This window comes from Parapedobacter sp. 2B3 (assembly GCF_041925275.1).
GTDB classification, from domain to species: domain Bacteria; phylum Bacteroidota; class Bacteroidia; order Sphingobacteriales; family Sphingobacteriaceae; genus Parapedobacter; species Parapedobacter pyrenivorans_A.
Genome location: NZ_JBHEUZ010000021.1, coordinates 1 through 25,616, shown reverse-complemented (window position 1 = coordinate 25,616; position 25,616 = coordinate 1). Strand labels below are relative to the sequence as shown.

Annotated in this window: 25 protein-coding genes; 8 read left to right on the top strand and 17 right to left on the bottom strand. The window is 45.9% G+C overall.

Annotation, left to right across the window (positions count from 1 at the left end; genetic code table 11):
• The first annotated feature begins 19 nt into the window (after nt 1–19).
• Complete coding sequence (locus ACEVG1_RS18480) at nt 20–658, top strand: hypothetical protein (protein WP_374745207.1); 639 nt, start codon at nt 20–22, stop codon at nt 656–658.
• Nucleotides 659–2,273: 1,615 nt separating this feature from the next.
• Here ACEVG1_RS18480 and ACEVG1_RS18475 read toward each other — a convergent pair.
• From ACEVG1_RS18475 to ACEVG1_RS18465, 3 genes are all read right to left on the bottom strand, one after another.
• On the bottom strand, nt 2,274–2,636 hold the full coding sequence (locus ACEVG1_RS18475) for a PleD family two-component system response regulator (RefSeq protein WP_374745206.1): 363 nt from the start codon (nt 2,634–2,636) through the stop codon (nt 2,274–2,276).
• Nucleotides 2,637–2,639: 3 nt separating this feature from the next.
• On the bottom strand, nt 2,640–3,767 hold the full coding sequence (locus tag ACEVG1_RS18470; protein WP_374745239.1) for an ATP-binding protein: 1,128 nt from the start codon (nt 3,765–3,767) through the stop codon (nt 2,640–2,642).
• A 467-nt stretch (nt 3,768–4,234) separates the two neighbouring features.
• On the bottom strand, nt 4,235–5,821 hold the full coding sequence (locus ACEVG1_RS18465; protein ID WP_374745205.1) for a chemotaxis protein CheB: 1,587 nt from the start codon (nt 5,819–5,821) through the stop codon (nt 4,235–4,237).
• 385 nt (nt 5,822–6,206) lie between these two features.
• Here ACEVG1_RS18465 and ACEVG1_RS18460 point away from each other — a divergent pair, with 385 nt between their 5' ends.
• On the top strand, nt 6,207–6,782 hold the full coding sequence (locus ACEVG1_RS18460) for a ferritin-like domain-containing protein (protein WP_188748960.1): 576 nt from the start codon (nt 6,207–6,209) through the stop codon (nt 6,780–6,782).
• Nucleotides 6,783–7,004: 222 nt separating this feature from the next.
• Here the strand turns inward: ACEVG1_RS18460 and ACEVG1_RS18455 are convergent, their stop codons facing one another.
• From ACEVG1_RS18455 to ACEVG1_RS18445, 3 genes are all read right to left on the bottom strand, one after another.
• Nucleotides 7,005–8,129: a fatty acid desaturase gene (locus ACEVG1_RS18455; protein ID WP_374745204.1), complete on the bottom strand. Its 1,125-nt coding sequence runs from the start codon at nt 8,127–8,129 to the stop codon at nt 7,005–7,007.
• Between the two features lie 62 nt (nt 8,130–8,191).
• Nucleotides 8,192–8,701 (bottom strand): RNA polymerase sigma factor, encoded by a 510-nt coding sequence (locus ACEVG1_RS18450; protein ID WP_188748953.1) that lies wholly within the window; start codon nt 8,699–8,701, stop codon nt 8,192–8,194.
• Between the two features lie 177 nt (nt 8,702–8,878).
• Complete coding sequence (locus tag ACEVG1_RS18445) at nt 8,879–9,943, bottom strand: response regulator (RefSeq protein ID WP_374745203.1); 1,065 nt, start codon at nt 9,941–9,943, stop codon at nt 8,879–8,881.
• Nucleotides 9,944–10,269: 326 nt separating this feature from the next.
• Between ACEVG1_RS18445 and ACEVG1_RS18440 the strand changes: the two genes are divergently transcribed.
• Nucleotides 10,270–10,806, top strand: a complete 537-nt coding sequence (locus ACEVG1_RS18440; RefSeq protein WP_374745202.1) for a hypothetical protein — start codon at nt 10,270–10,272, stop codon at nt 10,804–10,806.
• A gap of 88 nt (nt 10,807–10,894) precedes the next feature.
• Nucleotides 10,895–11,107 (top strand): SHOCT domain-containing protein, encoded by a 213-nt coding sequence (locus ACEVG1_RS18435; RefSeq protein WP_188748947.1) that lies wholly within the window; start codon nt 10,895–10,897, stop codon nt 11,105–11,107.
• A gap of 195 nt (nt 11,108–11,302) precedes the next feature.
• On the opposite strand, the gene ACEVG1_RS18430 is transcribed toward ACEVG1_RS18435, so the two are convergent.
• The 5 genes from ACEVG1_RS18430 to ACEVG1_RS18410 all read right to left on the bottom strand — a co-directional run bounded on the left by ACEVG1_RS18430 (nt 11,303) and on the right by ACEVG1_RS18410 (nt 17,754).
• Entirely contained in the window at nt 11,303–12,790 is a 1,488-nt protein-coding gene (locus ACEVG1_RS18430; RefSeq protein WP_374745201.1) for an alpha-amylase, read from the bottom strand.
• Nucleotides 12,790–13,569 (bottom strand): acyl-CoA desaturase, encoded by a 780-nt coding sequence (locus ACEVG1_RS18425; RefSeq protein ID WP_374745200.1) that lies wholly within the window; start codon nt 13,567–13,569, stop codon nt 12,790–12,792. Before ACEVG1_RS18425 ends, ACEVG1_RS18430 begins: the two co-directional genes overlap by 1 nt.
• 187 nt (nt 13,570–13,756) lie before the next feature.
• Nucleotides 13,757–15,985, bottom strand: a complete 2,229-nt coding sequence (locus ACEVG1_RS18420) for a glycosyltransferase (protein ID WP_374745199.1) — start codon at nt 15,983–15,985, stop codon at nt 13,757–13,759.
• Between the two features lie 411 nt (nt 15,986–16,396).
• Entirely contained in the window at nt 16,397–17,257 is an 861-nt protein-coding gene (locus tag ACEVG1_RS18415; protein WP_374745198.1) for an RNA polymerase sigma factor RpoD/SigA, read from the bottom strand.
• Nucleotides 17,258–17,562: 305 nt separating this feature from the next.
• On the bottom strand, nt 17,563–17,754 hold the full coding sequence (locus ACEVG1_RS18410; RefSeq protein ID WP_188505341.1) for a cold-shock protein: 192 nt from the start codon (nt 17,752–17,754) through the stop codon (nt 17,563–17,565).
• Nucleotides 17,755–17,850: 96 nt separating this feature from the next.
• Here ACEVG1_RS18410 and ACEVG1_RS18405 point away from each other — a divergent pair, with 96 nt between their 5' ends.
• Complete coding sequence (locus tag ACEVG1_RS18405; protein WP_374745197.1) at nt 17,851–18,351, top strand: hypothetical protein; 501 nt, start codon at nt 17,851–17,853, stop codon at nt 18,349–18,351.
• Nucleotides 18,352–18,775: 424 nt separating this feature from the next.
• Here ACEVG1_RS18405 and ACEVG1_RS18400 read toward each other — a convergent pair whose 3' ends face one another.
• From ACEVG1_RS18400 to ACEVG1_RS18385, 4 genes are all read right to left on the bottom strand, one after another.
• A complete protein-coding gene (locus ACEVG1_RS18400) occupies nt 18,776–19,378 on the bottom strand; it encodes a hypothetical protein (RefSeq protein ID WP_374745196.1) in 603 nt (200 codons plus the stop codon).
• A complete protein-coding gene (locus ACEVG1_RS18395) occupies nt 19,350–19,748 on the bottom strand; it encodes a DUF6508 domain-containing protein (RefSeq protein ID WP_374745195.1) in 399 nt (132 codons plus the stop codon). Before ACEVG1_RS18395 ends, ACEVG1_RS18400 begins: the two co-directional genes overlap by 29 nt.
• A gap of 6 nt (nt 19,749–19,754) precedes the next feature.
• Nucleotides 19,755–20,075, bottom strand: a complete 321-nt coding sequence (locus tag ACEVG1_RS18390) for a hypothetical protein (protein WP_374745194.1) — start codon at nt 20,073–20,075, stop codon at nt 19,755–19,757.
• A 76-nt stretch (nt 20,076–20,151) separates the two neighbouring features.
• Nucleotides 20,152–20,832, bottom strand: a complete 681-nt coding sequence (locus ACEVG1_RS18385; RefSeq protein WP_374745193.1) for a uracil-DNA glycosylase family protein — start codon at nt 20,830–20,832, stop codon at nt 20,152–20,154.
• 481 nt (nt 20,833–21,313) lie between these two features.
• Between ACEVG1_RS18385 and ACEVG1_RS18380 the strand changes: the two genes are divergently transcribed.
• From ACEVG1_RS18380 to ACEVG1_RS18370, 3 genes are all read left to right on the top strand, one after another.
• Nucleotides 21,314–22,423: a hypothetical protein gene (locus tag ACEVG1_RS18380; RefSeq protein WP_374745192.1), complete on the top strand. Its 1,110-nt coding sequence runs from the start codon at nt 21,314–21,316 to the stop codon at nt 22,421–22,423.
• A 157-nt stretch (nt 22,424–22,580) separates the two neighbouring features.
• Entirely contained in the window at nt 22,581–23,729 is a 1,149-nt protein-coding gene (locus ACEVG1_RS18375) for a tyrosine-type recombinase/integrase (RefSeq protein ID WP_374745191.1), read from the top strand.
• Nucleotides 23,730–23,807: 78 nt separating this feature from the next.
• A complete protein-coding gene (locus ACEVG1_RS18370) occupies nt 23,808–24,347 on the top strand; it encodes a hypothetical protein (RefSeq protein WP_374745190.1) in 540 nt (179 codons plus the stop codon).
• A gap of 272 nt (nt 24,348–24,619) precedes the next feature.
• On the opposite strand, the gene ACEVG1_RS18365 is transcribed toward ACEVG1_RS18370, so the two are convergent.
• Nucleotides 24,620–25,189: a hypothetical protein gene (locus ACEVG1_RS18365; RefSeq protein WP_374745189.1), complete on the bottom strand. Its 570-nt coding sequence runs from the start codon at nt 25,187–25,189 to the stop codon at nt 24,620–24,622.
• Between the two features lie 93 nt (nt 25,190–25,282).
• On the bottom strand, nt 25,283–25,576 hold the full coding sequence (locus ACEVG1_RS18360; RefSeq protein WP_374745188.1) for a hypothetical protein: 294 nt from the start codon (nt 25,574–25,576) through the stop codon (nt 25,283–25,285).
• Nucleotides 25,577–25,616 lie beyond the last annotated feature (40 nt).

The following is a 25,616-nucleotide window of genomic DNA, read 5'->3' as shown; positions in this document are numbered from 1 at the left end:
AATAACAAAAAAAGAAAAAATGAGAACACCAAAATTAGTAACCAACTATAGCGGCATGAGCGATTCGGACCTCGCATCATTGGCCACGCGCACGGCGGACGCCCTGCGCACGAACACCAACTTCCCCGACATGGTTCCGGCGTTTGCCGATTACGAGCCGGTAGCGCTCGACTATATCGCCAAGCAGGCCATCACGGCTAACGGCCGCGCCAGCGGACAGCAGAAGGAAGAGAAAGACGAAGCCCGTAACGCATTATTGAAATCCATGCGTGCCGTGGCCGGCTACATCAATAACTTCACGAATGTAAGTTCGTTGCAGCTGAGCTCGGGATTTATCCCCGTTGCCGACCCGAAAGGGTTGCAGCCGCCCCGCGCATCGTCGTGGACACGCATCCGCCCATCCAACCGGCCGGCAGAGATCCTGCTGGAGTTTGAGGCCATCCGCGACGCGTACCAGTACGAGATGCAGATCGCGTCAGAACTGGGCGACGACGGTGAGCCAACGTGGGAATCGTTACCGTTGATATCCGATTCGCGCAGCAACTTCTATGCGCCCGTAGAAGACGGTGTCACGTATTACTTCCGTGTGCGTTCGCATAACAAGCGTGGAACGAGTAGCTGGAGCCCCGTGGCCATGCGTAAAGTTTGGGTAGAATAAGCAGCGATCCGATGAACAAATGGATGATACCGTTGGCAGGCCCCGTAATATTCGGGGCCTGTTTTTTGGCCATTTAAGTAAATGCAACGATGCGTGCAGCATAAACAAAAATGCACGGGGCAGATAGCTGGCCGCCGGAAGTGCATGCGGACGCGGTGGATTCATTTCATTCCACCGCGTTTTTGTTTTATCTACACAGGAATAGGTGTCGATGCGTATAAGAAGGATCATGTTGCTACGCGGCGACGGGCTATCATGTATACGGAGCGAACAGTTGGGAAGAGGAACCAACGGGTTTTGCATCAAAAACATAGGATTATGCGCGATAAATAAGATGTTGACGAAAGGCGGGAAACGATTGAGCCGGGAAACTAAACGGTTTGCACATCCATCAACTGACTAGTGCCGTGTTTCCAGGTACCGGCACAAACCAACCATAAACAGGATAGCGGGCGTTTGCTGTTTCCACGGGCGTAGAGCGTTGTAACGGCATTGAAAGGATACGGGAACAGGTATCAACGATATGTTTCTGCGGGGAAATTGTCCCGCTCGAACATAAAAGGGAGCGCAAGCGCGGCGTCAGTTAGTGCATATGGCATCGAAAGAAAACCAAAGGACGGGATGGGTAATTAAAACCACCGGGATAACACGTGATGGGCCGCGGGAAACCAGCGCTTGGGTGGGGGCATCAAACAGGGACAAGGTGAAACAATCTGCACACCACCAATTAAACAAGTAGGTATGCGGAATAGGTGTCTGCCTATAATAACAGAATAAGGTTCGGATAGCGTGGAAGTGTTTGCCTGTAGCATATATGTAAACAGCCTCCGCATAGAAGAAGACGTGTAACCTGGACTGCATCGCTGGGTAAACGGAAAAAAATAATAGATTCGTAAATCCAAGCGGCAAATGAAAGAGATAGAACCATTTGGGCCATTGAACCAAAACGATCGATATGTCTAGTGGAAGCGAGCCAATGATTGCTTTGTCCTGCCTAGCGCCCTTTAAACTGGCGTATGTGAAAAGGGCCGCCCCGCACCTGGAAGAAGGGGAAGCCACTTCAAATTAATTCGCCCTATTTCTAGCCCTACTACATAAAAAAAGCATCAATCATGTGTGACTGATGCTTTTTTAGTAGCCCGTAGGGGGATTGAAAATATGGCTTTAACGTGACATAAAGGCTGTTTTTTGGAAATCGGGGGTTCTTTTCGGGGTTCTTTTCTGAGTAACGATTCAGTAATTCAGTAAAAGTGAAATAAAGCATAATCCAAAGCCATTGGGAGCGAGGTAAGTTCTTTCTAGTCTTTTGATTTCTCCCCTGTTTATGTCTCCATTGGATAAAACTTCTCCAGATTTTTTTAGCAAGAGTTATTTGCCCGACGGCGAGGTCTCCCGTTACCACGGAAAAGTTGAAGGTCGAACCTACATCCCATCCTCAACCTTGCAAAGATTACTAAGGCTACGCTTATCCCTGAACTTTTCGCTTATCAACAACAGGATATTTTATTTTAATTGTTGTGCACCACGTACATCCTTTCTTCAGTCGCATCTTTAGGGACCACCTCACCGAGGAAGCGGTTTCATGCGATAACCCGCTACGGTTTCTGGTAAGGTTTCACGTTAAGAAAAACGCGATCTTTTTCAAAAAATTATCAAGGTCGAAAGGTTTCAGGATGATGTCATCGGGGCCTCCCTCTTGGTCCAACGACACATAAAGGCCATCAGCTGCAGATACCAGTATAATCGGGATTGCCTCCATGCCAGGGGTTTGTTTGATGTGCTTGCAGAGGCTAAGGCCGTCCATATTCCCTATCTTCACATCAAGCAAAATCAGATCGGGGGCAAATTGGGTGGTGGTTTCAAGCACCGATTCGCCATGAAGGAGATTACAGGTTTCATAACCGGCGTCCCCCAGGATTTGGACGAGCAGAAATTGTAGCTCAGTATCGTCATCCACAATCAATATTTTCTTTCCCATAGTTTAATCCTGTTGATCCGAAGCTTTAAGGTATAATGTAAATGTGCTCCCTTTTCCCTGCTCGCTATCTACCGTGATTTTCCCTCTTGCCGCCGTTACGATCCGTTTGGTCAGGTAGAGGCCAATGCCGTTACCTTCGATCTCCTGGTTGACTCTCCCGTGGACGTCGAAGATTTTTTCGGTATTCGTCTTTGCTATCCCGATTCCGTTGTCGGAAACTGTCAACACCATGTATTCGGCGTCCTTACGTGTATTGATCCGGATGATGGGGGCTTGCGCACTTCTGAATTTGATCGCATTCGAAATCAGGTTGTACAACACACTCCTTAGGTTGTTTTTTGAGAAAAAGAAACGGCTGACTTCAAAATCCCGTAGGATGACCGCCCCTGATGGCTTGATTTTATTTTCCAAGCTCCATTCGATATGATCGATGATCTCATCCAATTCGACATGTTCGGCAGTGATGGGTTCACTTTCAATTTTAGCGACATAACCGATATCCTTGATAAGCGAACTGAATTTTTTTATGGATCGGTTGATAACCTCCAGATAGTCGCTCAGTGCCGGATCGGTGATTTTTTGATTCATGATGGTGATGCCCAGTTCGACATTTCCCAACGGACCTAAGAGGTCATGCGAAGCGATATGCACGAAGTTTTCCAGGTCTGCATTGATGCGCTGTAGACGCTCATTCCTTTCATCCAGCTCCAGCTGCAGTATTTTCAATTCGGTGATGTCGTTGAATGTAACGATGGCCCCAGCAATCTGGTTGTGTGTCTGCAAATACGGCATCGTCATCACTTGGTACCATTTGCTGTCTGCTGTTTCGACTTCCTTGGTCAACACGTTTCCCTTGGCAATCACCGCTTTGATATCACCTATGATCGTATCAAATTTGATGTTATTTGAAATATGGTGGAGTGGCCGGCCAATGTCGGTTTCACGTAAATTCATTTGGTCGATGGCACCGGGTGAAAATTTCATCAACAATAAATCCCTATTTACGAATAGCTGGCCAGCGATGTTGCTACGGAAATAATTATTCAGGTCATCATTGAGTTCGAGCAATTCCCTGTTCTTCAGTTCGTAATCCGAATTGATGGTATGGAGTTCTTCGTTTACCGATTGCATTTCCTCATTGGTGCTCTGCATTTCCTCGTTGGCCGAAATCAGCTCTTCATTGTATGATTGCAGGTTTTCATTGGAGGTATCCAACAATTCGTAGACAGTTTTGAGCTTTTCTTTGGCTTCTTTCAGCTGCGCTTCAAGGTCCAGCAGGTATTGGTCGTAATACGCTTTCTCATCAAATACCGGACGCTTACCAGGGAGGGATGCATTGGATCGGTCTTCACAGAACGTAGCCACCACAAACCGTTGCTTGTCTAGAATACGGGTAAGCGGACTGATGGACAGGCTCACGGTCGTCGGTGCATCCCCATGATGGATGACGATGCCGTCTACGGAAGCTCGCTGGTTGGTTTGCATGACACGTGCATGCAACGTGCCGAATGCCAATGCAAGTGGTTTTGGCATGAGCGTGAGGATATCCGAGTTGAAATTCTCCTGGTGCAGGAATTTGGACGAATCGCCATAGGATTTCAGCACCCGATGTTCGTCATCGAGGCAGACAACGAGGTAGTCCATTTGGGACGCCAATTCGTGGTGCATGAGCTCAAGCAGGCCTTGGTTGGAATTGATGGGGTTTTCTTCCCTGACCAGACCATTTGTCCGTTGTTGCCCGGGCATTTCGGGCAAAACAAGCATGTCAAGGGATACTGATTTCCGGGCCTTGAGGTTTCTGTATATCCGCCATTTTTTATGTGTCTCCTCCAAGGAAGAGCTAATGGGGACGGGGTTTCGCTGGCGCCCAAAAATAGATAACCCTGCATTTTAAGGCCAAATAGGAACATGTTGAACACCCTTTCCTGCAAGGATGGGTTCATGTAGATCAAGAGGTTACGGCAACTGATGAAATCCATGTTGCAGTAGGGTGGATTTTTGCTCAGATCGTGCTTCGCGAAGATGACCATCTTCCGTATCGCTGGAGAGACCCTGTAATGGTCGTCTTTTTTTATAAAAAATTTTTCCAATCGGTCCGCGGACACATCTTTTTCGATATCCTGGGGATATTCGCCATTCCCGGCGCGCAGCAATGCCTCTTCGTCAATATCCGTGGCAAAAATTTTCACGGGGTTTCGCTCGGGATCCCATGTATCTTGCTCAGCGATCAATACGGCCAGGGAATAGGCTTCCTCGCCGGTAGCGCAACCCGCTACCCACATTTTCAACGGTTCCCCTGGTGGCAGCCGTTCCAGGATATCGGGCAATACCTGGCTTTTTATGAAAGCAAATGCCTCCATGTTCCGGAAAAACGAGGTCACGCTGATCAGGAAATCCTTGGCCAGGATTTCCACCTCTTGCGGTGTTTTCCGCAGGAATTCCACATAGTTTTCCAGGGACTCGAAGTTGTTCTGCGCGGCCCTCCTCAGTGCCCGCCTCATGAGTGTGGTCCTTTTGTAATCAGTAAAATCCAGCGAGGAGTGTTCCTTGATTAGGTCGGCGATGTCGATGAGATGTTTTTCATTCGCCTGATGGTCTGTTTTTTTGCTGAGCTGATGTGTTACGTATTGCTCGATGGCTTTCGGCATTTTTTCGGGATCCAGTACCTGATCGACCAACCCGGTGGCAATTACATTGGAAGGCATGCTGCCGAATTTGGAGTTTTCCGGATTGCGGGCGAGGACCATCCCCCCGGATTTCTTGATGGTCATACTGCCTTGGGTGCCATCAGAACCCAACCCCGACAGGACGACACCGATTGCCCTGGGGCCAATATCCGCCCCGAGGGAGCCGAAGAACGTATCGATGGTGAGGTGCGGCCCGGCGATATCTTCTTTGCCCTCCAAATACAAACGTCCACCACGGATGGTCATGAACTTGTTGTTGGGAATGAGGTATACCTCATTGGTTTTTACCATCATTCCATTTTCGGCTTCCATGACGGCCAGCTTGCTGTGCTTCGACAGCACTTCGACCATGCGGCTTTTGAAGTTTGCGGATAAATGCTGGACGATGACATACGCAACCCCGTCAAGGGGCGTATGGTCGAAGAATGTATTGATTTCCTCCAGTCCACCGGCGGACGCGCCAATGGCAATGATGTAATCGGGGATTGTTGTTGCCATATTCATTGGTGATCAGGGTGCAATAAAGCAACCTATTTCGTGAATCAAAAGTGGGGCGTGTTCGCGTTGTCGAGGTGAGTCATGGCCGCTAGTTCTACAGCGAGGCCTTTCATTTGGATGACTTTCAAGAATAACCAAACGGGAAGTGTGGAGATAGTTGCCTTTTTGTGCTTCCCTTTATGTAAAAATAGTGTAAATTAACTGGAAATCAAAATTTTATTTCGACAACCAAGACCCAATGGATAGGTCTGTTAGGGTAATCTGCTGCTGGTGGCATCGTGCCAACGATGATGAAAAATATATATTGACTGGCGGTAAACAAATGGCGTTGCGGACAGTTATTTAAATGTACGATCATTAATAAAGATGATTAAAATAAAAGAACATGCAAACGAATGGAAAAGCAACGGGCACCCTAGAGGCTGCCCGCAAATCAGCTAAACCTACTGGAAAGACGGGCAAGATGGAAGACTCTGATTTTCATAAGTTTTTTGTGGATGAACTCAAAGACATTTACTGGGCCGAAAAGCACCTGATGAAAGCCTTGCCCAAAATGAAGAAAGCGGCCACGAGCAAGGAATTGGTAGCGGCATTTGAAAAGCATACCGGCGAAACAGAAACCCATATCACGGCATTGGAGCAGGTATTTGGACTGCTCGATGAACGGGCGGCCGCTAAAAAATGCGAGGCCATGGCGGGTTTGCTGGAAGAGGCGGAGAGTATCATTGACGACACGGATAAGGGTACGCTTGTACGTGATGCAGCACTCATCATCGCTGCCCAGAAAGTGGAACACTACGAGATCGCGACTTATGGTAGTTTACGGACATTTGCCCATGTCATGGGGCATTCCGACGTGGAACAGTTGTTGCAGGATACCTTGGACAACGAGAAGGCAACGGATATGGCACTGACAGCGATTGCTGAAAACTTTGTCAACAAACAGGCCGCAAGCGAGTAAAATCCGGACAGGTCTAGTGCTTATTGCAGAAAAAGCTGTCCCAGTTAATGGCGGGACAGCTTCTTTTTTGTTTGCCCATGTGACAGGTTCCAACTGACAACATTGGACTTGAGGTTTGAAGACGGCAAGGAAAAGGAACTGATCATGCGCATGGGAATGCGCCTGAATAAAAACACAGCAGATATTGTCAATATACTGAAGAGACACCAATCCTGATGGGCACTATGCGGGTTGGAAATCCCTCCGACCCAGTTTTTTCAGCATTTTCGCATGTTGGATCAATGCTTTCAGGAACGTGGGCTGTTCGTGATAGGGCAGGCCAAAGGCGGCAGCCGCGGACCTGACGATAGGGGCAATCTTCGGATAATGCACATGGCACACCCAGGTAAACAGATGGTGTTCGATTTGGTAATTGAGGCCTCCGATAAACCAGGTAAGGAAACGGTTCTTGGGCGCGAAATTGGTGGTGTTGCCTACCTCGTGTATGGCCCAGGAGTCAGCCATCTGACGGGAGTCGGCCGTCGTTACAGGCATGGCGAATGCCGATTCTTCCATGATATGGGAAGGCTGGAAGATGCAGGCGAGGAGAAGCCCGGCCGTAAAGTGCATTATCACAAAGCCCGCCAATACCGTATACCAGGGCATACCCGAAAATAAAAGGGGCAATACTAAGACGTAACCATAATAAAATAGTTTATATAGCGTGATGCGTAAAAGGGCTCCGTTTAGCGAAACCTTGTATTTCGTCAGCAGGCCATGTTTTTTGTACCGGATAGCCTTGAGGTAGTCTTTTGCGGTCATCCAATACAGGGTCATGATCATGTAAAAAAACCAGGCATACCAATATTGGTAGCGGTGAAACCAGTAGTACGGCTGCCGCGGCGAGAAACGCAGGAAAACGACACTGTTAAGGTCGTCATCAAGGCCCGCAATATTGGTATAGGTATGGTGTAGCAGGTTGTGCTGGATTTTCCAGGTGACTGAATACCCGCCAATGATCTCTAGAACGGATCCGATGGTGCTGTTTACTTTTTTATTCGGCGAATAGGTGCCATGGTTGGCATCGTGCATCACCGATGTACCTATGCCAACCATGCCCAGTCCCATCAGGAACCAAAATCCCCAAAACAGCCAGACGCTATTTCCTGCAACGCCCGAGACCATCAGCACGTAGGGCACAACATATAACAGGAGCATCACAAATGTTTTGACCCACATCGTGGTATTGGCATAGGGCGAAATTGCATTGGTTTTAAAATAGCCCTTTACCCCGGATACCACGGTATCGTAGAAGCTGTTTTCACCCTTGGGGGGGAAGCGTACGATATCCAATTTTTTCATGTTCATCTTTTTCTGTGTTTATGGGCCAATAAGAGCAATTTGCCGGCGAATCATCCCTTGGTGGCAGCCTATGGCGCATAGCAGTTTAGCAGTTTCCGAAGCAATATCCTTGCTCCGTGGATTCGGGTCTTAACCGTGCCAATAGGTATTTTTAAATGTTCAGCTATTTCTAGGTATTTGAATCCTTCGAAATGCATAATGAAAGGCGTGTAATGATTTTCAGGAAGTTTATTCAGGGCATGGCTTATATCCTCCATCATAAACTTGCTTTCGGATCCATTGTTTTGTGCATGGAAAGAAGTGCCTTTGTATGCTGTTTCGTCACCATCGTCGCGGAATATCGCATAAGTTCTTCTGACCTTACGGTAATCGTTGATGAAGGTGTTTTTAAGGATTGCATAGAGCCATGCCTTTAGATTGGTCCCCACCTTGAATTTTCCCCGATGCCTAATCGCTTTGTTCAATGTTTCCTGCACGAGGTCACGTGCACTTTCGTCATCGGGCACATATCGGCGGGCATACCGGTTAAGCGAATTGATTTCGCCTACTAGTCGGGTGTCGAATTCGGTGTTATCCATGTGTCTTCTCCTCCTTGCAATCCGTGATTCTTGATCTATCGGTAAGTAAAGGTAGGGTATAATCCGGTCGGTATTGATGACCGTGATCAGCGCGCAACATGATCTTCGTCTTCTAAGAATGCCGATGTTGGGTGTCAAGTTGGTGGGTAACCGCGATGCGCGTGAAAGGGCGACCAGTTAATTGTACAAATGCTCCAGGCCGGAATAATCCAGGATATAAATTTCGCCTCCGTCTATCCTGACCAATCCCTGCGACCTAAAGTCGCTGAGTGTCCGTATCAATGACTCTTTTGCCACCCCGGCCATGGAAGCCAAGGTTTCGCGTGACATGTCGATACGAAAGGAATCTGACCGATCAATGTCATACATTTTGCATACTGCCAATAAGGTGTCCGCTACCTTTTTCCTTAACGAGTGATACGCCATACTTACCAGCCGCTCCTCGCTGTAGTGAATTTGTTTTGCGAGTATTTTCAGGAAGTTTTTCATGACTTCAGGATGCCGCCACAGGAGGTCGTTGAATTCGGAGATAGGGATAATGGTTAGGAAAGTGTCCTCCAATGCCTCTGCTGTTTCATGATAGATGCCGTTTTCAAATACGGCCTTGTACCCCAGAAAATCCCCTTGGCGATAGAGCTGTACAATAAGTTCCCGGCCATCAGCACCCCGCTTTGAAGCTTTTACGCGACCTTTGGTGATATAATAGAGCTTAGACGGGTGGTTGCCCTCCGAGTAGATCAACTGCTTCTTTACATAATGGTTGATGTCCCTACCCCTTTTCAGTTCCTCCAGATGATCCGTGCCTGAAGCAATGCCGGCGCCCTTAGCCCCTACGTTGCTTTGCATGTCGTGCTGAAATAGCCCAGACTTCTTAAGCCGGCTTTCAATGGCACCCAGTAACACGGTGCTGTTGGTGGGTTTCGGGATGTAATCATCCGCCCCCAAGTCCATGCCCTTCCGCATTTCAGCCTCATCTGTCAAGCTCGTCAAAAAAATGAATGGGATATGGCGGAGCACATGGTTTTTTCGGACGATATGCAACACACCCAAACCATCCAACACCGGCATCATCACGTCACATAGGATGAGGTCGGGAGGATTTTCGATTGCCAAGCTGATACCTTGCTTGCCATCAGTTGCTGAATGGACCACATAGTCGGCCATTTCGAGTATTTCCGATATCAATTGTCGGGTCTCCGGGTCATCATCAATAAGTAGGATGGTTTTCTTGTCAGTGTCCATGCGGATTTACTTTTTTTGATGAACCTAAACTGAAGCAATGTGCTAAGCAGCAAAAGGTTACATGTTACAAGAATTGTAGCCGTACGCGCTGCTTGAATGCTTCAAGCAGCGGACATGTTTTCCTTCTTATAAAGATGACAATAATTATTGAATAAATGTGTGCCCAATCTTACCAATTCAACTGGGTCAACGCACAATCAACATTTTTGGCAAGGACACCGCCAGTACCTGCAACTCGGTGAAGGATCATGCATAGGTATGACGGTGATCATCGATAGTAGGCTCGTTTTATAGTGACCTTTGTGCGTTGGATAAAGAAAAATGAAATGAAAACGAACGAAAAATCACAAAGGGATGTATGGCATGCCCTCAAATGGGAACGGTTGCTGCCCGTAGTTGTTATCGCAATGTCAACGTTGATGCTCAGTTGCAACCCGGCACCCGACAGAAACGCACAAAAGACCAGCGGAGATTTAGGAGAAGCAGATCGCACATCGCGAGATACCATAAATGAAATTGAAGCAGCAAGAGCAGACGCTGAAGTAGCGTGGAGGCAGTTTAAAGCAGAATCTGATAGTTCCATCGCAAGTTTGGAAAATGACTTAAGAAAGATGGAGGTGACATTAGAAACGGCAAAAAAGAATGAAAAACAAAGCCTGTATGCCGAATATAGTAAAGTTAAGGATGAAATAACCGTACTCAAGGACAAACTCCATCAGCGGAATGTCGCATTTGAAAGTGACATCAAAGCGTTTGACAATACGGTTTCTGAAAAAACCGAATCCTTTAAACGTGAATTCAAACACGATACAAACGAGCTTGGAAAATCGATAGCAGCCTTGTTTAAGGATAATGTGAAGTAAGCAACTACTTTGGACGTTCTGGGGTCGGAATTAGACGACCAGTGAGACATATTTTAGTGAAGATGAAGATAACATTTAAAGAATTGAAATGATGAATTACGAATATTATTTCTGGGGAATGCACCTCGTATGGTGGTTGATTTGGATTGTGTTGCTCTTTTGGATTTTTGCCATTCCTTACGATATTCCTGGCCAAAGAACGACGAAAGGTACACCGCTCGATCTTTTAAAAAAGCGCTTTGCCTCAGGCCAAATAACCAAAGAAGAATACCTGGAAAAGAGGAAAATCCTGGAAGGATAATTCGCCGCCTACTGCCTCAAGTTGTGTGTCATTCTATAAGAAAGGGTGTTTATTCAGCATGTGGGCAATAGCCCACATGCTGGCTGATCTGCTCGGGACAACCGCCTCTTGGACGCTCGTTTAGATCATGCACCATATAGCCAATCCATTGACAATCTTTTCAACCAAAATATCCCATCTATCCATAACGCGTTTTTATTCCGCAAGAATCCAAACACTCACTGATTTACCGGCTACATGGAATGCTGCTGTGCCGTCCAAATGAACAACCACTTCGCCAGATACATGCCCAAGGCAATCCACATAACGCCGGCGGGCGTGTTGCTTGCCAATGTACATCGTTTTGGACACCGCTGCATCAGTTGAAATCAGCACGGCGCATGACGAGCCCGACCGATTGCGTTCTCCCTCCCTTGTCCAACCGATAGACCGTGCATTGTCAATGTAATCATGTTGCGTACCGTAGGCGAGCTGTTTCCTTACATACAGCAATACGGCAAGTTCATCCACGGGCTGCTGGACAATGTCATGCAGATGGCCGTCGCCCCCGGTGTCTCGGTAAGCACTGCCATAAAGATCGGAATAGAATATACAGGGGTACCCATCTTTCCTCAATAGGATAATCGTGTAGGCAATTGGCCGGAACCAACGTTCAACGGTGCTCTCTGACGCCTGCAGCGGTTGGGTATCATGGTTTTCGACCAGTGTGACGGCCAACTGCGGGCGATTGAGCACCAACGTGCCGTCAAACAACCGCCGTAGATCAACCATTTCAGGACATTTGGAAGCATCCGAAAAATGGCGTTGCAGCGGTGCGTCGAACAGCGACATGCGGCCACCCGTGGTTTCAATAAATTGCAACAGCGCATCGGGATCTTCCGGAGCCCAGTATTCGCCGACGGTGAAAAACTCCCGCTTGAATGCATCCCTAAGGGTATCCAGCCATTGGTTAAGGAATTCCGGATTGATGTGTTTCACGGCATCCAGCCGAAATCCATCGCAACCGACGGTGTTGCAAAACCACTTTCCCCAAGCCGTAAGCTCTTGGACCACAGCTGGGTTACGGAAATCAATATCCGTGAGCATCAGGTAATCGGCGTTGCCGTCATCCCGCCCTGCTACATCCTGCCAACCTGATCCATATTGGTTTTGGATACAGTAAATGGCGGCTTCGCTAGGTAGGGCGTTGTGATCCAGTCCGCTGAAACATTGGTAGTCCCAGATAAACGCCGAATGCTGCCCGTTCCGGCCTGGGAACGTGAATTTGGTATATGCCTCGATGAAATGCGACCCATCTAAGAAATCGTTGCGGCTATGCGGATTTACCCGCCTTACCGCGATGGTTTCCTTTTCGTCTCCGCCCCCCATGTGGTTCAGCACGATGTCGCAGTACACCTGAAGCCCGGCTAGCTTGCTGGCATGCACGGCGCTAAGCAGTTCTTCCTTTGTTCCGTATTTTGTCCGTATGGAGCCTTTCTGGTCAAATTCCCCCAGGTCATAGAGGTCATAAGAATCATAGCCCGATGAAGACGGTCCGTCCATGCCTTTGCCGGCCGGCGGTAGCCATACGGCGTCGATACCCAAGGCTTTGAGCCGACTGGCTTCTGCCTTCAGGTGGTTCCAAAGCGTACCATCCGCCGGATAATACCATTCGAAGAACTGGAACAGGGTGCCATTTTCCATTATTGTACGGGCTTCAGTGCGTTGTCCGGACGAGCTTCCGGTGCCAAGGTGTTTACCCTTGGGAGGTTGATGATCCGCAACCACTTCAATAACAGGATAATGGGGTATACCGGATCGATCTCGTGCCAGCGCCTGCCGAAGTTGGCGGATGAAGGATGTTTATGATGGTTGTTGTGATAAGACTCGCCGAGCATCAGTACGTCAACCACCAGCAGGTTGCGTGAAGTGTTTTTAAGCCTGAAATTGATGTAACCGTATTTATGCGCAAACCAATTGATCACAGCCCCGTGGAAGGCACCCATGGTAATGACGATGGGAAGCAGCAGGAACCACCACAAGCTGCTGGCAAACACCAGAAAAAAGGCAATGTAAGCGACTCCCCACAGCACCCTCGAAAGCGGGGCATTGCCCCACCGATCAAGCCGCTCCCAGTTTGGTAGGTTTTTTGTAAATCGCTCCTCCACCTGCATACGCCTCCTGTCAATGTCGAGGTAGATGTTCCGTGTACGCCACATCATGGCAAAGATATTTGATGAGAAGTTAGGCGAATGGGGGTCCCTTTCGGTATCGGTATACGCGTGATGCATGCGGTGCATGATGGCGTAGGCCCGTGGGCTCATGTAGGAAGAGCCCTGCGTAATATATGAAAACACGAAGAAAAAACGTTCCCAGAACCGGCTCATCGTAAATGAGCCATGCGCTGCATACCGATGCTGGAAAAAGGTCTGCGAAAACAACGAGAGATACCATATCCCTATGAAAAAAAACAAAATGACCATGATAATGGGCTTTAAAATGTAAACGATGGATGCAGAGATCGAATATTAAAGCCCACTTTGGCTGCGGTAGGAGGAAAGTGGTAACCCGGAGACGTGTATCTGTATCTTATTAATTATCATAAAGGTAGGTTATTTAGTTGGAAAAACACCAAACTAATGCCTGTATTTATTTTCTGATCGCGCCCAGTCATGATACGATGCTACCGTAGGGCTTTTCAAAGGTATGTTGCAGCGCCAGATACGAAATAAGATACGCCAGCGTGCTTTCTGCACCCTGGTTACGGTTTACGCCGTCGCGTTGCAATCCATCGCAGCAACCTTGGGTGTCAAAATCATACATACTCACTCGGAGATCATTCTCACCCAAGAACCACATGAATGACGTATACAGCCGACTGAGGTAACGGGGATCTCCTGCATAGCTGTAGGCCTGGAAGTAAAGCAGCACCATTGCCATGGCATCAACGGGCTGTTGTGCGAACGGCGAGGGAATATCGGTTTGCCTGTACCAATTCTCATTGCCGATGAGGCTCAGATGTCCTTTGGAAAGCGTATGCGATTCCAGGAATTCCAGACTTTCAAATGCCACATCCCTGAACGACGCATTGTTTGTCACCTCTGCGGCACACAGCATGGCCATGGGCAGCAGCCCATTGTCGTAGGCCAAAAGCGATTCATACCAATGCCAGGTGTCTGTCCGGTGTAGCTGATAGACATCATTAAGACGTTGGGCCAGCTTCCGCGTTAGTTCGGACATCTCTTCGTTTGACGGATTGTCTTTCAAATAATAATAGAGACCGATAAGCGTATTGGCAATGCTCCGGATGGACTTCAGGTGTTCAAAATGGGGTGCTGCATTGGAGAACAGCCGTTGCACAACCTGATAATAGGCATCCATCGGCGAATAGGCTGTGGCATAGCCGAGCGCCCAGATAGCCCTTCCAAAGGCGTCCTCCGAGCCCACATCATCGAGGAAACTCCGATTGAACCCCATAAAGTTCCGGAAGGTGCCATCCGTGTTCTGCGCATAATTCAGGTAGCCAAGGTAAACAGCGATATATTTGAGCGCCTGCTCGCTGTTGGTCCTCCTATAAGCCATCAGCATCATGAGCAGTGCCCGTGCATTGTCATCAAGGCAATACCCTTCGTTGTAATTCGGAATCCCGAAATTGGCATGCTGGAATATGCCCACACGGTCCGTGAGCCGTTCGATATGGTCGAAGCGCAATGGAGGCAGTATGCTGCGGTCCAATGCCGGATCCTTTTTGAGGATCGCTTTGGGGACGTTGGCCATGAGATCTCTGGTAAGTTCATGGTATCTTGCGCCCGTTTTCGGCCAGGTGATGGTTTTTCCGTATTCTCCCGCCTTGTTGCGTAAAGATTCCAATTTATCGGGGTGTGCGAGTAAATCTACCAATAAGTTGGTCAGTTGCACTTCATCGGCGAAGTTGAACAACTCCCCCCGCCCTTCGGCCAACAGCTCGGCCGCGTGCCAATAGGGAGTGGATACGACGGCTGAACCGACACCGACTGCATAGGACAGGGTGCCGCTGGTAATCTGCGCCTCATTGAGGTAGGGTGTGAGGTAAATGTCGGAAGCGGCGAGGTATTTGAACAAATCGTCTTCCGACGCGTACTGGTTGAGGAATACCACGTGGTCTTCGAGGCCCAGTTTCTTGACCAACCGGTGCAAAAACAACCGGTATTCTTCGCCCGCGTGCTTGACCACATTGGGATGTGTTTTTCCAAGTACAACGTACACGACGTCGGGGTATTTCGCTACGACCCTCGGCAAAGCGCATATAGCGGTTTCGATCCCTTTGTTTCGGCCAAGAAAACCAAATGTCAGCAATACCCTTTTCGTCTCCAGCCCCAACTCCAGCCGGGCTGCCGTCCGATCGTACCGGATGGGCGGCACACCGTGGGGCACCAGTTCGATTTTTTCTGCCGGTACCCCGTACGTTTGCCGCAGTATCTCCGCTGCCTTGAGGGCCATGACGATTAATTTGCTGGCAACCCTGGTGATTTCTTTCATCACCGCCAGCTGATTGTAGGATGGCTTATTGAGCACGGTGTGGAACGTAGCCATCACGGGAACCTCCAGACTATGCAGCAACGTCAGGATGAATATGCCGTTCTGCCCGCCGAAAATTCCAAATTCGTGCTGGACAACACATACATCCACCTGGTTTTGGTTAATGAACTCAGCCGCTTTGAGGTACGTGCCATGGTCGTCCTGGTCGATGATAAATTTCACTTCCGGAGGATACATGTAAGTACTGCCGGGATCATTGATGGCGACGACAAAATTGCCTGATGTCCCGGAACCGTCGCCGGTAGATTGGAAGAGGTGCTGCGTAAATGACCCGATACCGCATTGGCGGGGGGCGTAAGTGCCTATAAAAGCGATTTTCATCTGATTAAATTATTTATGAGTGTAGGTTTTCACCGTTTGTTTGCTTTCAACCGCACTCAAGCGATTGCTTTAATTTATTGCCTTTTATTTATGGCAATTTATACACGTCTCTTGGGTGTAATTATTTAACGGTCGAAAACGCTAGCATGAATTGTTCCCTGGATGTGATGACTGGATTGGTACGGAAGCGGGGAAGAACCAGTCGATCAATACGAAGTTGCTAAATGTAGTCATTTTTGGCTACATATCTGGTATTTCATTTAAATACCTTATCTTACAAGAAATAAACTATACGATCATGACAAAAGATAAAGGATCAAAGAAAGAAGGCGGCAAAAAGGCCGCCGTTAAGAGTTTAAAGGAAAAACGGGCAGGCAAGAAGGAAAAACAGGCAGAGAAGCGCAGGAAAGATTAACTCCTGAAGTGGATCAGCTTTTTCCCTTCCGTAGAATGCTGCAACCAAGCCAATGCCTTGGTTTTGATCTGCCTCACACGTTCGGTGGTTAACCCGAGCTGCCGGCTGATTTCTTCAAGGTTTTTCGGTTCAGCCCCGCCGAGTCCGAAAAATAGTTTCAGCACCAGTTGCTCCCGTTGGGGGAGCCTGCGTATTGCATCTCCGACAACGATTTCCAGTGAGTCGCTCATCGCCCGATGGTCCGTCGGCACCCCGCCGTCCGGCAACGAATCCAATAAGCTCATTTCGGGCGAGTGAAGGGAGGGAGCATCTACCGAAACCTGCTTATTGCCGTTTAACAATATGCGGGCCAATCGCTCAGACGAAACGCCAAGCACCCCGGCCAGCTCCTCCACGGTGGGTTCACGCTCCAACTGCTGCTCCAGCTCGGATTGCGACCGCTTCACTTTGACCAAATCAGCAATCTGGTTTAATGGCAAACGGACCGTGCGCGACTGCACGGAAATGGCCGACATAATGCTCTGCCTGATCCACCAGACGGCATAGGATATAAATTTGAAACCGCGTGTCTCGTCAAACCGTTTCGCCGCTGTGACCAGCCCAAGGTTTCCCTCGTTGATCAGATCTTCGAGCACCACGCCTTGATGCTGGAATTGCTTGGCCACCGAAATCACAAACCTAAGGTTCCCATTGACCAACCGGTTCAGCGCAGCAGTATCTCCCGTACGTATCCGGACGGCCAGCGCAACTTCTTCCTCGCCGGTAAGCATGTCATATTTACTTATATCATGCAAATAGCTGTTCAGGGATCGATTTTCGCGGTTGGTAATCGATTCGGATATTTTCAGTTGTCTCATGTGCTGCTTTCGTGTGAAAGTATGCTGTAAATGTAGGCAATTAAGTCGGACAAATTGGAGAAACCCCGATAATACCCTACCGTTGCGCCATCCCTTCTGAATACCCGTGCTCACCAGGTGTGAGTGTTGTCATGTGCTAACACTTTTAAAAGAAGTCACTGCAATTTACATCATTCAATTTCATCAACTGTAAATAGTAAATAACTAAGATCTGGTTGCACCCTGTAAGCGCGGTGTGGAAAGAACAAAAAAAACCACCAAGGATTAGCCCTGGTGGTCTTCATACAATATCTGAAAAATAGAAATTAATTCAATTTTACGTTTACTGCGTTGAGGCCCTTTTGGCCCTGCTCGACTTCAAATGAAACATCATCATTTTCGCGGATCTGGTCTTTCAACCCGGAAGAGTGAACAAATACCTCTCGTCCACCGTCTTTGGGGGTGATGAAACCGAAACCCTTAGTCTCATTGAAAAATTTTACTACGCCTTCTTGCATGGCTTTTGAATAAAAAATTAATTGAATTATTAATTGGCTTAAAGGTAAGAATAAAATATTGTAATTCAGCGGTTTTATTTATTAAAATCGGAAGGAATGGCATGCTCCTTAGGCATATCCATGCAGGTCGGCATTGCGGCAAGACATCACAATCACCGTAGAAGCGACAGCGCTGGAACGTCAGAGGCCATGAGCGTAGGGGTTCCGCAGGTGGAGGAAAAGCTTATCAACGACGAGATTGACGGAACAACGTATAAGAAATGGGTGAACCGATATTCACAGGACAAGGCAGTCCTTAATGAGCAAATAGAACAGACCCTAAATAGTAATGATGAAAAAGAGCTAACCAAACTTATACAGTTTTTGCCGAAAGTAACCGGGCTTAAAAACCTTTATAAAGAGATGCCCCTGAACCGTAAGCAGGCACTTATAAAGGGGGTGTTCAAACTTGATTTGACCTATTTTGATGGCAAGTTTAGAACACCTTACATAGAACCGGCATTTGCCCGTAATGCACTAATAGCCAAAGAAAAAGGACTCCTTGAAATAGAGGAGTCCTATAATTTGAGGGATAAAATCCCGAGCAGTAGCCCGTAGGGGGCTACTAAAACCGCTGTATTTCGTCAAATTCCCCGTACAACCTTGTAAGAAATGCCTTTGTAGGGGAAGTAATAGGGGAAGTTGCTTGTAAAAGCACATGATTTCTGTCTATACCTCCGCAAATCAAATACATACATAATTTTAGACAACCTCGCTTGGGTATCGTTGTGAAAAAATACTACTTCTTCATGAAGTCTTCAACGAATTGACTCAAAATTTCGTTATTGGCCTCCAGCAGGTCGTTCTGCTCTTCTAATAATTCATTGGTCATCCTTTGATTCGAGACTATTTCGTTAATCTTCCAATACCACATGATAATTTCACGGAATATAAGAAATACAACCATTGCGACTCCAAACAGAACAAGTACGTCTTGTAAATTCATAAGTATTAAAAAATAGTGGTTTATAATTATCTTTTGCTAACGCTTTAGGTGTTTCTGATACTCCGATTTACCGGCCTCTGTTAATTCACGCTCGACCACGGTAATCTCAGCAATGCAACCGTTTGTAAAAACAACCGTTCCCGGATAAAAGACAACTTGCATCAGCTCAAAATCCCAGGAAAGGCTATTTTTAACGTCATCTATCCCATTTTCATGGTGCAGGATGAAATGAGGTTTTATCAGATAAACATCACTTCCAATTGTTTCTTCCATACTCCGGAATGTGAACCCGATGGTTTTAGGCCGTCTGCTCCTATGTTCAAGGTTTTCAAGGTATGATATTCCGAATACGTGTCTTGGATTGGAATAAAGGGAAGCATAGCAAAATGTTCCTGACTGCAAAGCCCCCTCGGAAAATAGCACTTTGTGGTCTTGCTGGTTTGAAATAAACCAGACCTTTCCGTCCGGTACTTGTCGATGCGCCCTTGAAATAACAATTTCTTTCGCCTCTTGGCCAAAGGATTCGGTCGATAAGCCAATGATGAGTGACAAGTAAATAATGTGCCTTGTAATAAACCTCATTGGCAAGTCTGATGATTTATGCCAATGCCTAAACCGCATCAGTAAAATTTGCACCATGTACATTGGCTTTTAATGCTTTTAGGATTTTCAACACGGTGCCGTTGGAAAAGGAAGTAGTCAAAAGGCCCTCAGTAAACCTATCTGCTCTAATGATTGCTGCCAACAACTTACATAGCGTGATCGTATCAAGTTGAGAATAGTCATAATCGCTACTGCTAACCATAGCCTCCCCCTCTCTCCAAGCCATCCAGTCAAAAATCGGATTGATTCTCAACTCACTGATGATGCCAACGGTTCTGGACACAATTTCGGAGAACTCTTCAAAAACTTGCGTTCTCTCAATCTCCGGTATGAGTTTAAAAAGCCTATCCCAATCCCGTGCTGATAGTGTATCAAGATGTTGTGGTAATGCTTCCAGTTCAATCATAGTTTCTTAAAACCCTGAAAACACGTTTTGCAATCTCCAACGCACGTAAAAGCCGTCATCCGCTTCGTCCTTATCATAATAAACGACGACTTGGTATTCTTCATCGTTGGACAGGACAAAGAAGCCTTCATATTTGTATTCCGATGCTTTGAAGAGGGAAAAATCAATGACTTTTAAATCTTCGCCCATCTCAGCATATTTGCTTTCAATGATTTCTTTCGCATCTGCTTTAATTTGCTGACGGGATTTGGATTTGCTTTCGCTGCAACTCGTTGAAATCAAGCCGACCAATAGAAAGGCTAAGAAAAGGTTCTGAATTTTCATCATGTTATTTGGGGTTAATACGCGGTTTCATTGTGCCAAGCGTGAACGATGTATAAAACAATACCATAGTTTGAGATGATTAAGAAGCCTTTATCAAATTGCTGATTTGCTTCCAATCTTCATTTTGCTGTTGCAACGAACGTCCTACCCTGCCTAATGGAGAACAATGCTGCACCACAAACAAATTCTTGCCGTCAGGTAGGCCTATTTTTGTTCCCGTGACCTCTCTCATGCTGGCAGCAGGTTTGATGCCGTAAATGCCGCAAACAGCCTTGTAGGCGGTCTTTCCCATCGCAATGATATGCTTGGGCTGAACGATGTCAATAAGTTCCTGCAAATACACCCTGCTTTCCCGTATCCAAATGTTCTTTACAGGCTTGCTCATGTGCTGGATGTCACTTTTTTTGATACCCAATATTGCATTGGTAAAGAACAAGGGCAATTCGCTTGTTCCTGCATACGAGATTTCTGCAATAGGATGGGCTAATATCTTAAAAAAGTCTATCAGGGCTAAATTCGTTGAGCTGCTTTTTTCTTTCTTCCAGTCTTCCTGTAGATTATTTTTTAATGATTCTGAATCGGCAAAGTCCTGCCCTATCAACATGATTTCGGCATTAAGGTTTCCCTGCCATAGTTCCCATGGATTGATAACATCAAAGTTGAAGTTTTCAATTTCGTGTGGGTTCAGCAATTCCGGTGTGGAGAATCTGTGGTTTTTGAATTTTGCCACCAGATTTTTGTAGCGAACGGTTTTGGGCATGTGGTAATTTTTGAACGGTTAGTAAAATAAAACAGGGCGCAAACCTAAATCTTTCGCCGTTCAAGGCTTACCACAGCCCCTTAATACAAAAGACAAGGCTGCGCCCATTTCTGGGCGTATCCATGTCATAAGTTGTATTAAGTCGTGTTTTGTGGTAATTCTGAACGACAACGTTATGATAATACGCTATATTTTGTATGTATTCTTTCCTACATAGTTTTCGTTTTGCTGACTAAAGTACCACAATTCCAAGTATTCTTCAAACTTTCAATATAAACCATTTAGGAGAAATTCAGGTCTCCCCCATCCGGTTCCGTCATCGAGGTACACAATTTTAAAAGTAAAACTCACCTTGGCTTTGTTACAAAAGCTAATAAGTTGTTAACAATAGCAGGTAAGTTACCAACAACTCTCGCACAAACAAAGTTAGCACCATTTCGAAGTGTTGTATTAGTGTTTGGCCTGTATTACAATTGTAATTATGAACAAATTAAATTTTTTCGATGAAGTTTCCAAGATGGGGGCTTCTGCAACAGAGCGGTCAATTCTGCGGTCAGTTTTGGCAAAGGGGGGTGCTCAAGGGCAATGTGACCTGTGTGATGATGAACTGGCGGAAGCAATTGGAGTAAAATCAGCGCAGGTTGAGATAGCTATCCCCTCTCTCATAGATAGAGGGCTTATGGTTATGGTAGCAGATGACGGAGTCAGACGATTGGAATTGAGCGATTATTCAAAGGAACGCATTAATAAGATTAATATTATTAATAATATTATTATAGAAAAAATTAATATTAATAAGACTATTAGTAATAGTCCATTAATTAATAAACACCATCCACTTACAGAAAAAGACTGCAAGAAACTCGCTAAGCAATACTCTGTAGATTTTTCTGCATTCGACTATTTGGATTTTCCCAGTATTATAATCACACATATACAACTTCGGGTTAATATTTTCAAAAAAATAAAGACAAGGAGGCAACTTGGACTATTTGTTCGTTGGATACACAAACATCCAGATATTCGACCGTCCATACCCTTTGGTTTGCTGGAAGAAAATGAACCTCAGCACACCCTTGAAAATATGTTCAGGTTTATTTGTGGATTTGCACCAAAGCAATTCAAGGAAGAAGCTGATGAGGAGGAAGTCAGGCGTCAGCAACAAGAAAAAAAAAGACAACGACTAGAGCAGAAAACGTTCGAGAGTTCGATAGTTGATGTTACCTCAGCCCCTGAGTACGTGAAAAAAGACGCTCAAGGAAACAAAGTGGTTTCGCTTATAGGGACAATTAAACATGTCTATTGGGGAGGAAGTCCCAAAATGTGCAATTTGGTCATAGCGGTTGATGGTTATGATTATGATGTACCTATGACAATTTCTTATAAACACAACAAAAACCTGATGTCAAGTGATGAACACTATGCTGGTAGACGAATTAGGGTTTGCGGTAGGCTTGCTTTTAGTAAATACCATATGGACAGATTCAGTATTCGTAATAAAATTGAAAGTATAAACCGAGTTACTCCAATTGAATTTTTGGAAAGCGATGAGGATACATTTGAATTAAACACTCGCCTCAAAAGAGACTAAAAGGGGTTTTGTGGCTGATAAAAATAATCTTCCAAAGCTATTGTAAGTTATCAAGCGCCTGTATTAAAGGTCTTTATTCTTTGCATAAATTTTTGGAGATTTCGCAACAAAAACTAAGAATATGAAAATTACATACAGATTATATCCGGTAATGCGGATGGATAAGAGGAAAGCAGATGGTTCATACCCGATATACTTTTTTCTGCGGGTTGGGGCAAAAACGATGAAAATCCCCAGTGGAAAATCCGTGATGTCATCAGAATGGAATAGGAAAGAGAACACTGCCAAGAGCAATTCCAGCAAAGGGATCGCCTTGGCCTCGTATCTGAACAAACGCATCAATGATTTCAACGCGCATATGCTTTCCCAAGAGGCGATGGGAAAGCAAGTCACCGTCAAATTGGCTATGGCATTCTTTGATACCCCCAACAAAGCGGATTTCTATACCTTTTGGAATGGCCAGATTAGGCTGTACGCGGGGGAGAAGAAGTACAATACCCTCAAAAGCTATCTCACCACGTACCGCATCCTCCAGACTATCAGCCCCACATTGTCGTTCGGGGATATTGATTATGCATTCCTTGAGAAATTTGACCGTCACATGGCCACTGTCCGGAAAAACAGTGCAGGAGGGCGTTTCACCAAGCATAAAGTGCTTCGGGCCATGATCAATCAGGCGGTGCTCAAAAAGTACATGAAGGAAAACCCTTACAAGTACTTCAAATTCAAACCAGCCAAAGGCAATAGGATGTTCCTGTCCATACAGGAAGTGGAAAAGGTCATCAAGTTGGAATTGCCGCCCGATAGCGGTAATCTGAACCATGCACGGGATATGTTTGTGTTCAGTTGTCTGACGGGGCTGAGGTTCAGCGATGTTGTGGGGTTGAAGTACAGGAATATCAAAACCAATCCTGATCGGATTGAATTGACGATGGAAAAAACATCAAAGTCGATTGTAATACCCGTGCTTCCGAAAGCAAAGGTAATTGTGAACAGGTACCGGAAAAACTGCATTCCCAATGAAGACAAGAATGTGTTCCCCAATATTGCCAATGCCACGATTAACAGCAAACTGAAAGACCTGATGAAACTTGCAGGCATCAAAAAGCACATATCATTCCATTGTGCAAGGCACACCTTTGCCACATCGCTCCTGCATTCTAAAACGAGCCTTCCACATCTCCAGATGTTGTTGGGCCATTCTAATATTCAGGATACGATGATATATGCTAAGACATTGCAGGAAGACATATTTGCATCGATGGACAACCTGAATACCATGTACGCACATCAGGAAGCAGTTTAACAACAATTCAATAATTATCCATGCCTTTACATGCTACGAAGAAAAGCAAGCCAAGGCATGGAATAAATGGTCAATAACATGATGAAATATTTTACCAAACGATGGAATCTTTATAAGGGAAAGAAAAGGCTCAACCTCTTAAAGAATGAGGTGACAGGGCTATATGTGAATCAGGAACTCTTCGCGTTCCTGCAAAACCTGACAAACCTCCTCAAATCAAAGGACGAGAAGCTGTATTACCTCCAGTTCTGCAAGAAAACCATTTTGCAAATCAGACGGTTCCCTGACCGGAATCATTACGAAGCGTTCAAGGAGGAATATGACTTGTTCTTTAGTGCCATCAGAAAGGAACAACAGCAGTATAATCCCATCCGGTGGATTGACGCGGAACTGGAGTTTTTACAGACGGCATTCATAGGAAAAACACCCACATCGGAGCCAATCGACGAAAAGCCCCGTAGGGATTGGATGACCACTGCAGAGATGGAGCAACGACTTGGCACGAGCAAGATGGCTTTGCGCAGACGGATGGCAGAGGGTATGCCCTTTACCAAACTGGGCAACCAGTTAAGGTTTGACCCGAACCTGGTAGATGCTTGGTTGCTTGCTCAGAATTAATCCGTTTTTGATGCATTTTAAGCCCTTAGAGAGGTGGATGGGGTACGCGACAGAGGGTTCTCCTGATTTTCGGTTTTTCGTTCGTCTCTCAAGGGATTTCGGTGCTTCTTTTCGATTTATACGGGAAAAGATGGAAACCATATGGGGAAATACTAGGACAGACCTAACCCATCTGCTAGTGTTATATCAGGCGTCTTCATGTTACTCAAGCTACACTTATCCAAAGTTCGCACCGCAGCGGTCACATGTATTGCGCAGGAGTTTATGGCCGTTTAATCAAAAAACTTAGGATCAGAAACGCTTGCCAAGTTTTTTCTCATAAAGCTAGAGTCATCGAGTTCTTTCAGACTATTGTAAGTTTGTGTCTCATCCAGCATGTGCCTTTTTAAAAAGTCCATAAATGTCCTGTCTCTTTCCTCATCATTTAGTAGGTTTTCTTTGGCAAAATGATCGGCAAAATCTGACGCTGCTCTCGTTATGGCCTTGTTATATGATTTTACAATCAATTCGCTTATTTTTGACTTAACCCACAAAACGGTGGCGAAGGTGAAAACGTAGATAGACGTCCATATTAAAATATCTCCCCATAACCATCTATTGTATAAACTCGATGGGTCTTTATCAATTGTTTGCAGGCCTTCAACAAAAATATATCCAATTTGAAGTAAGCCGAAAAATGCCATGAATAGGGTGCAGGTTCCTATTCCTAGTAATATTTTGTCCCATATAGAGGTTTCCGACGTTCCGGGTTCATTTACTTTCTTTAAGAGAAATGGATAGGCTTTAACCGAACCTATGACCAATGCGACAAAGAAAATTAGTTTGATGTGGAAAATGTCCATGATATTGTAAAGATTACAGAAAATTAATATTTTAAGGATGACGCTCTCAACGAATTTATCTGCTTGTTGTGAGGTTGTTTGTCTGTTAGCAACCTACCACGCTATTTCATATGTTTTATAGTTTATCGCTTTAGCGTATGATGTGGTCGTTTCAATATAGGCTTTTGGAGATTTTATCTCCATGCTTCTAAAAATAGCTTGTTCCAATTTGATAGTGGTTTCTTCAACCAAATTAGGCTTAATGGCCAAATTCATGCCTTCCGGATCCCATTGAACGCTCGAATATATAATCCCTCCTATATCGACTTCGTTCAGACTTTCCCGTGGCGCCATTTTTTTCTCAAATATATAGGGCACCTCTAAAAACTCATTGATTTGAAATAACATTTGATATTAGCTTGATTTTCAGTATATTTAAATCATGAAA

Coding starts and splice junctions, on each gene's coding strand:
- ACEVG1_RS18415 (WP_374745198.1), bottom strand. CDS start 17,257: ATGAGACAACTGAAAATATCCGAATCGATTACCAACCGCGAAAATCGA.
- ACEVG1_RS18370 (WP_374745190.1), top strand. CDS start 23,808: ATGATGAAATATTTTACCAAACGATGGAATCTTTATAAGGGAAAGAAA.
- ACEVG1_RS18360 (WP_374745188.1), bottom strand. CDS start 25,576: ATGTTATTTCAAATCAATGAGTTTTTAGAGGTGCCCTATATATTTGAG.
- ACEVG1_RS18450 (WP_188748953.1), bottom strand. CDS start 8,701: ATGGATAACACCGAATTCGACACCCGACTAGTAGGCGAAATCAATTCG.
- ACEVG1_RS18410 (WP_188505341.1), bottom strand. CDS start 17,754: ATGCAAGAAGGCGTAGTAAAATTTTTCAATGAGACTAAGGGTTTCGGT.
- ACEVG1_RS18455 (WP_374745204.1), bottom strand. CDS start 8,129: ATGAACATGAAAAAATTGGATATCGTACGCTTCCCCCCCAAGGGTGAA.
- ACEVG1_RS18400 (WP_374745196.1), bottom strand. CDS start 19,378: ATGGTGCAAATTTTACTGATGCGGTTTAGGCATTGGCATAAATCATCA.
- ACEVG1_RS18475 (WP_374745206.1), bottom strand. CDS start 2,636: ATGGGAAAGAAAATATTGATTGTGGATGACGATACTGAGCTACAATTT.
- ACEVG1_RS18405 (WP_374745197.1), top strand. CDS start 17,851: ATGGCATGCTCCTTAGGCATATCCATGCAGGTCGGCATTGCGGCAAGA.
- ACEVG1_RS18460 (WP_188748960.1), top strand. CDS start 6,207: ATGCAAACGAATGGAAAAGCAACGGGCACCCTAGAGGCTGCCCGCAAA.
- ACEVG1_RS18420 (WP_374745199.1), bottom strand. CDS start 15,985: ATGAAAATCGCTTTTATAGGCACTTACGCCCCCCGCCAATGCGGTATC.
- ACEVG1_RS18470 (WP_374745239.1), bottom strand. CDS start 3,767: ATGCAATCGGTAAACGAAGAACTCCATACCATCAATTCGGATTACGAA.
- ACEVG1_RS18430 (WP_374745201.1), bottom strand. CDS start 12,790: ATGGAAAATGGCACCCTGTTCCAGTTCTTCGAATGGTATTATCCGGCG.
- ACEVG1_RS18465 (WP_374745205.1), bottom strand. CDS start 5,821: ATGGCAACAACAATCCCCGATTACATCATTGCCATTGGCGCGTCCGCC.
- ACEVG1_RS18440 (WP_374745202.1), top strand. CDS start 10,270: ATGAAAACGAACGAAAAATCACAAAGGGATGTATGGCATGCCCTCAAA.
- ACEVG1_RS18380 (WP_374745192.1), top strand. CDS start 21,314: ATGAACAAATTAAATTTTTTCGATGAAGTTTCCAAGATGGGGGCTTCT.
- ACEVG1_RS18445 (WP_374745203.1), bottom strand. CDS start 9,943: ATGGACACTGACAAGAAAACCATCCTACTTATTGATGATGACCCGGAG.
- ACEVG1_RS18365 (WP_374745189.1), bottom strand. CDS start 25,189: ATGGACATTTTCCACATCAAACTAATTTTCTTTGTCGCATTGGTCATA.
- ACEVG1_RS18425 (WP_374745200.1), bottom strand. CDS start 13,569: ATGGTCATTTTGTTTTTTTTCATAGGGATATGGTATCTCTCGTTGTTT.
- ACEVG1_RS18390 (WP_374745194.1), bottom strand. CDS start 20,075: ATGATGAAAATTCAGAACCTTTTCTTAGCCTTTCTATTGGTCGGCTTG.
- ACEVG1_RS18385 (WP_374745193.1), bottom strand. CDS start 20,832: ATGCCCAAAACCGTTCGCTACAAAAATCTGGTGGCAAAATTCAAAAAC.
- ACEVG1_RS18375 (WP_374745191.1), top strand. CDS start 22,581: ATGGATAAGAGGAAAGCAGATGGTTCATACCCGATATACTTTTTTCTG.
- ACEVG1_RS18480 (WP_374745207.1), top strand. CDS start 20: ATGAGAACACCAAAATTAGTAACCAACTATAGCGGCATGAGCGATTCG.
- ACEVG1_RS18395 (WP_374745195.1), bottom strand. CDS start 19,748: ATGATTGAACTGGAAGCATTACCACAACATCTTGATACACTATCAGCA.
- ACEVG1_RS18435 (WP_188748947.1), top strand. CDS start 10,895: ATGATGAATTACGAATATTATTTCTGGGGAATGCACCTCGTATGGTGG.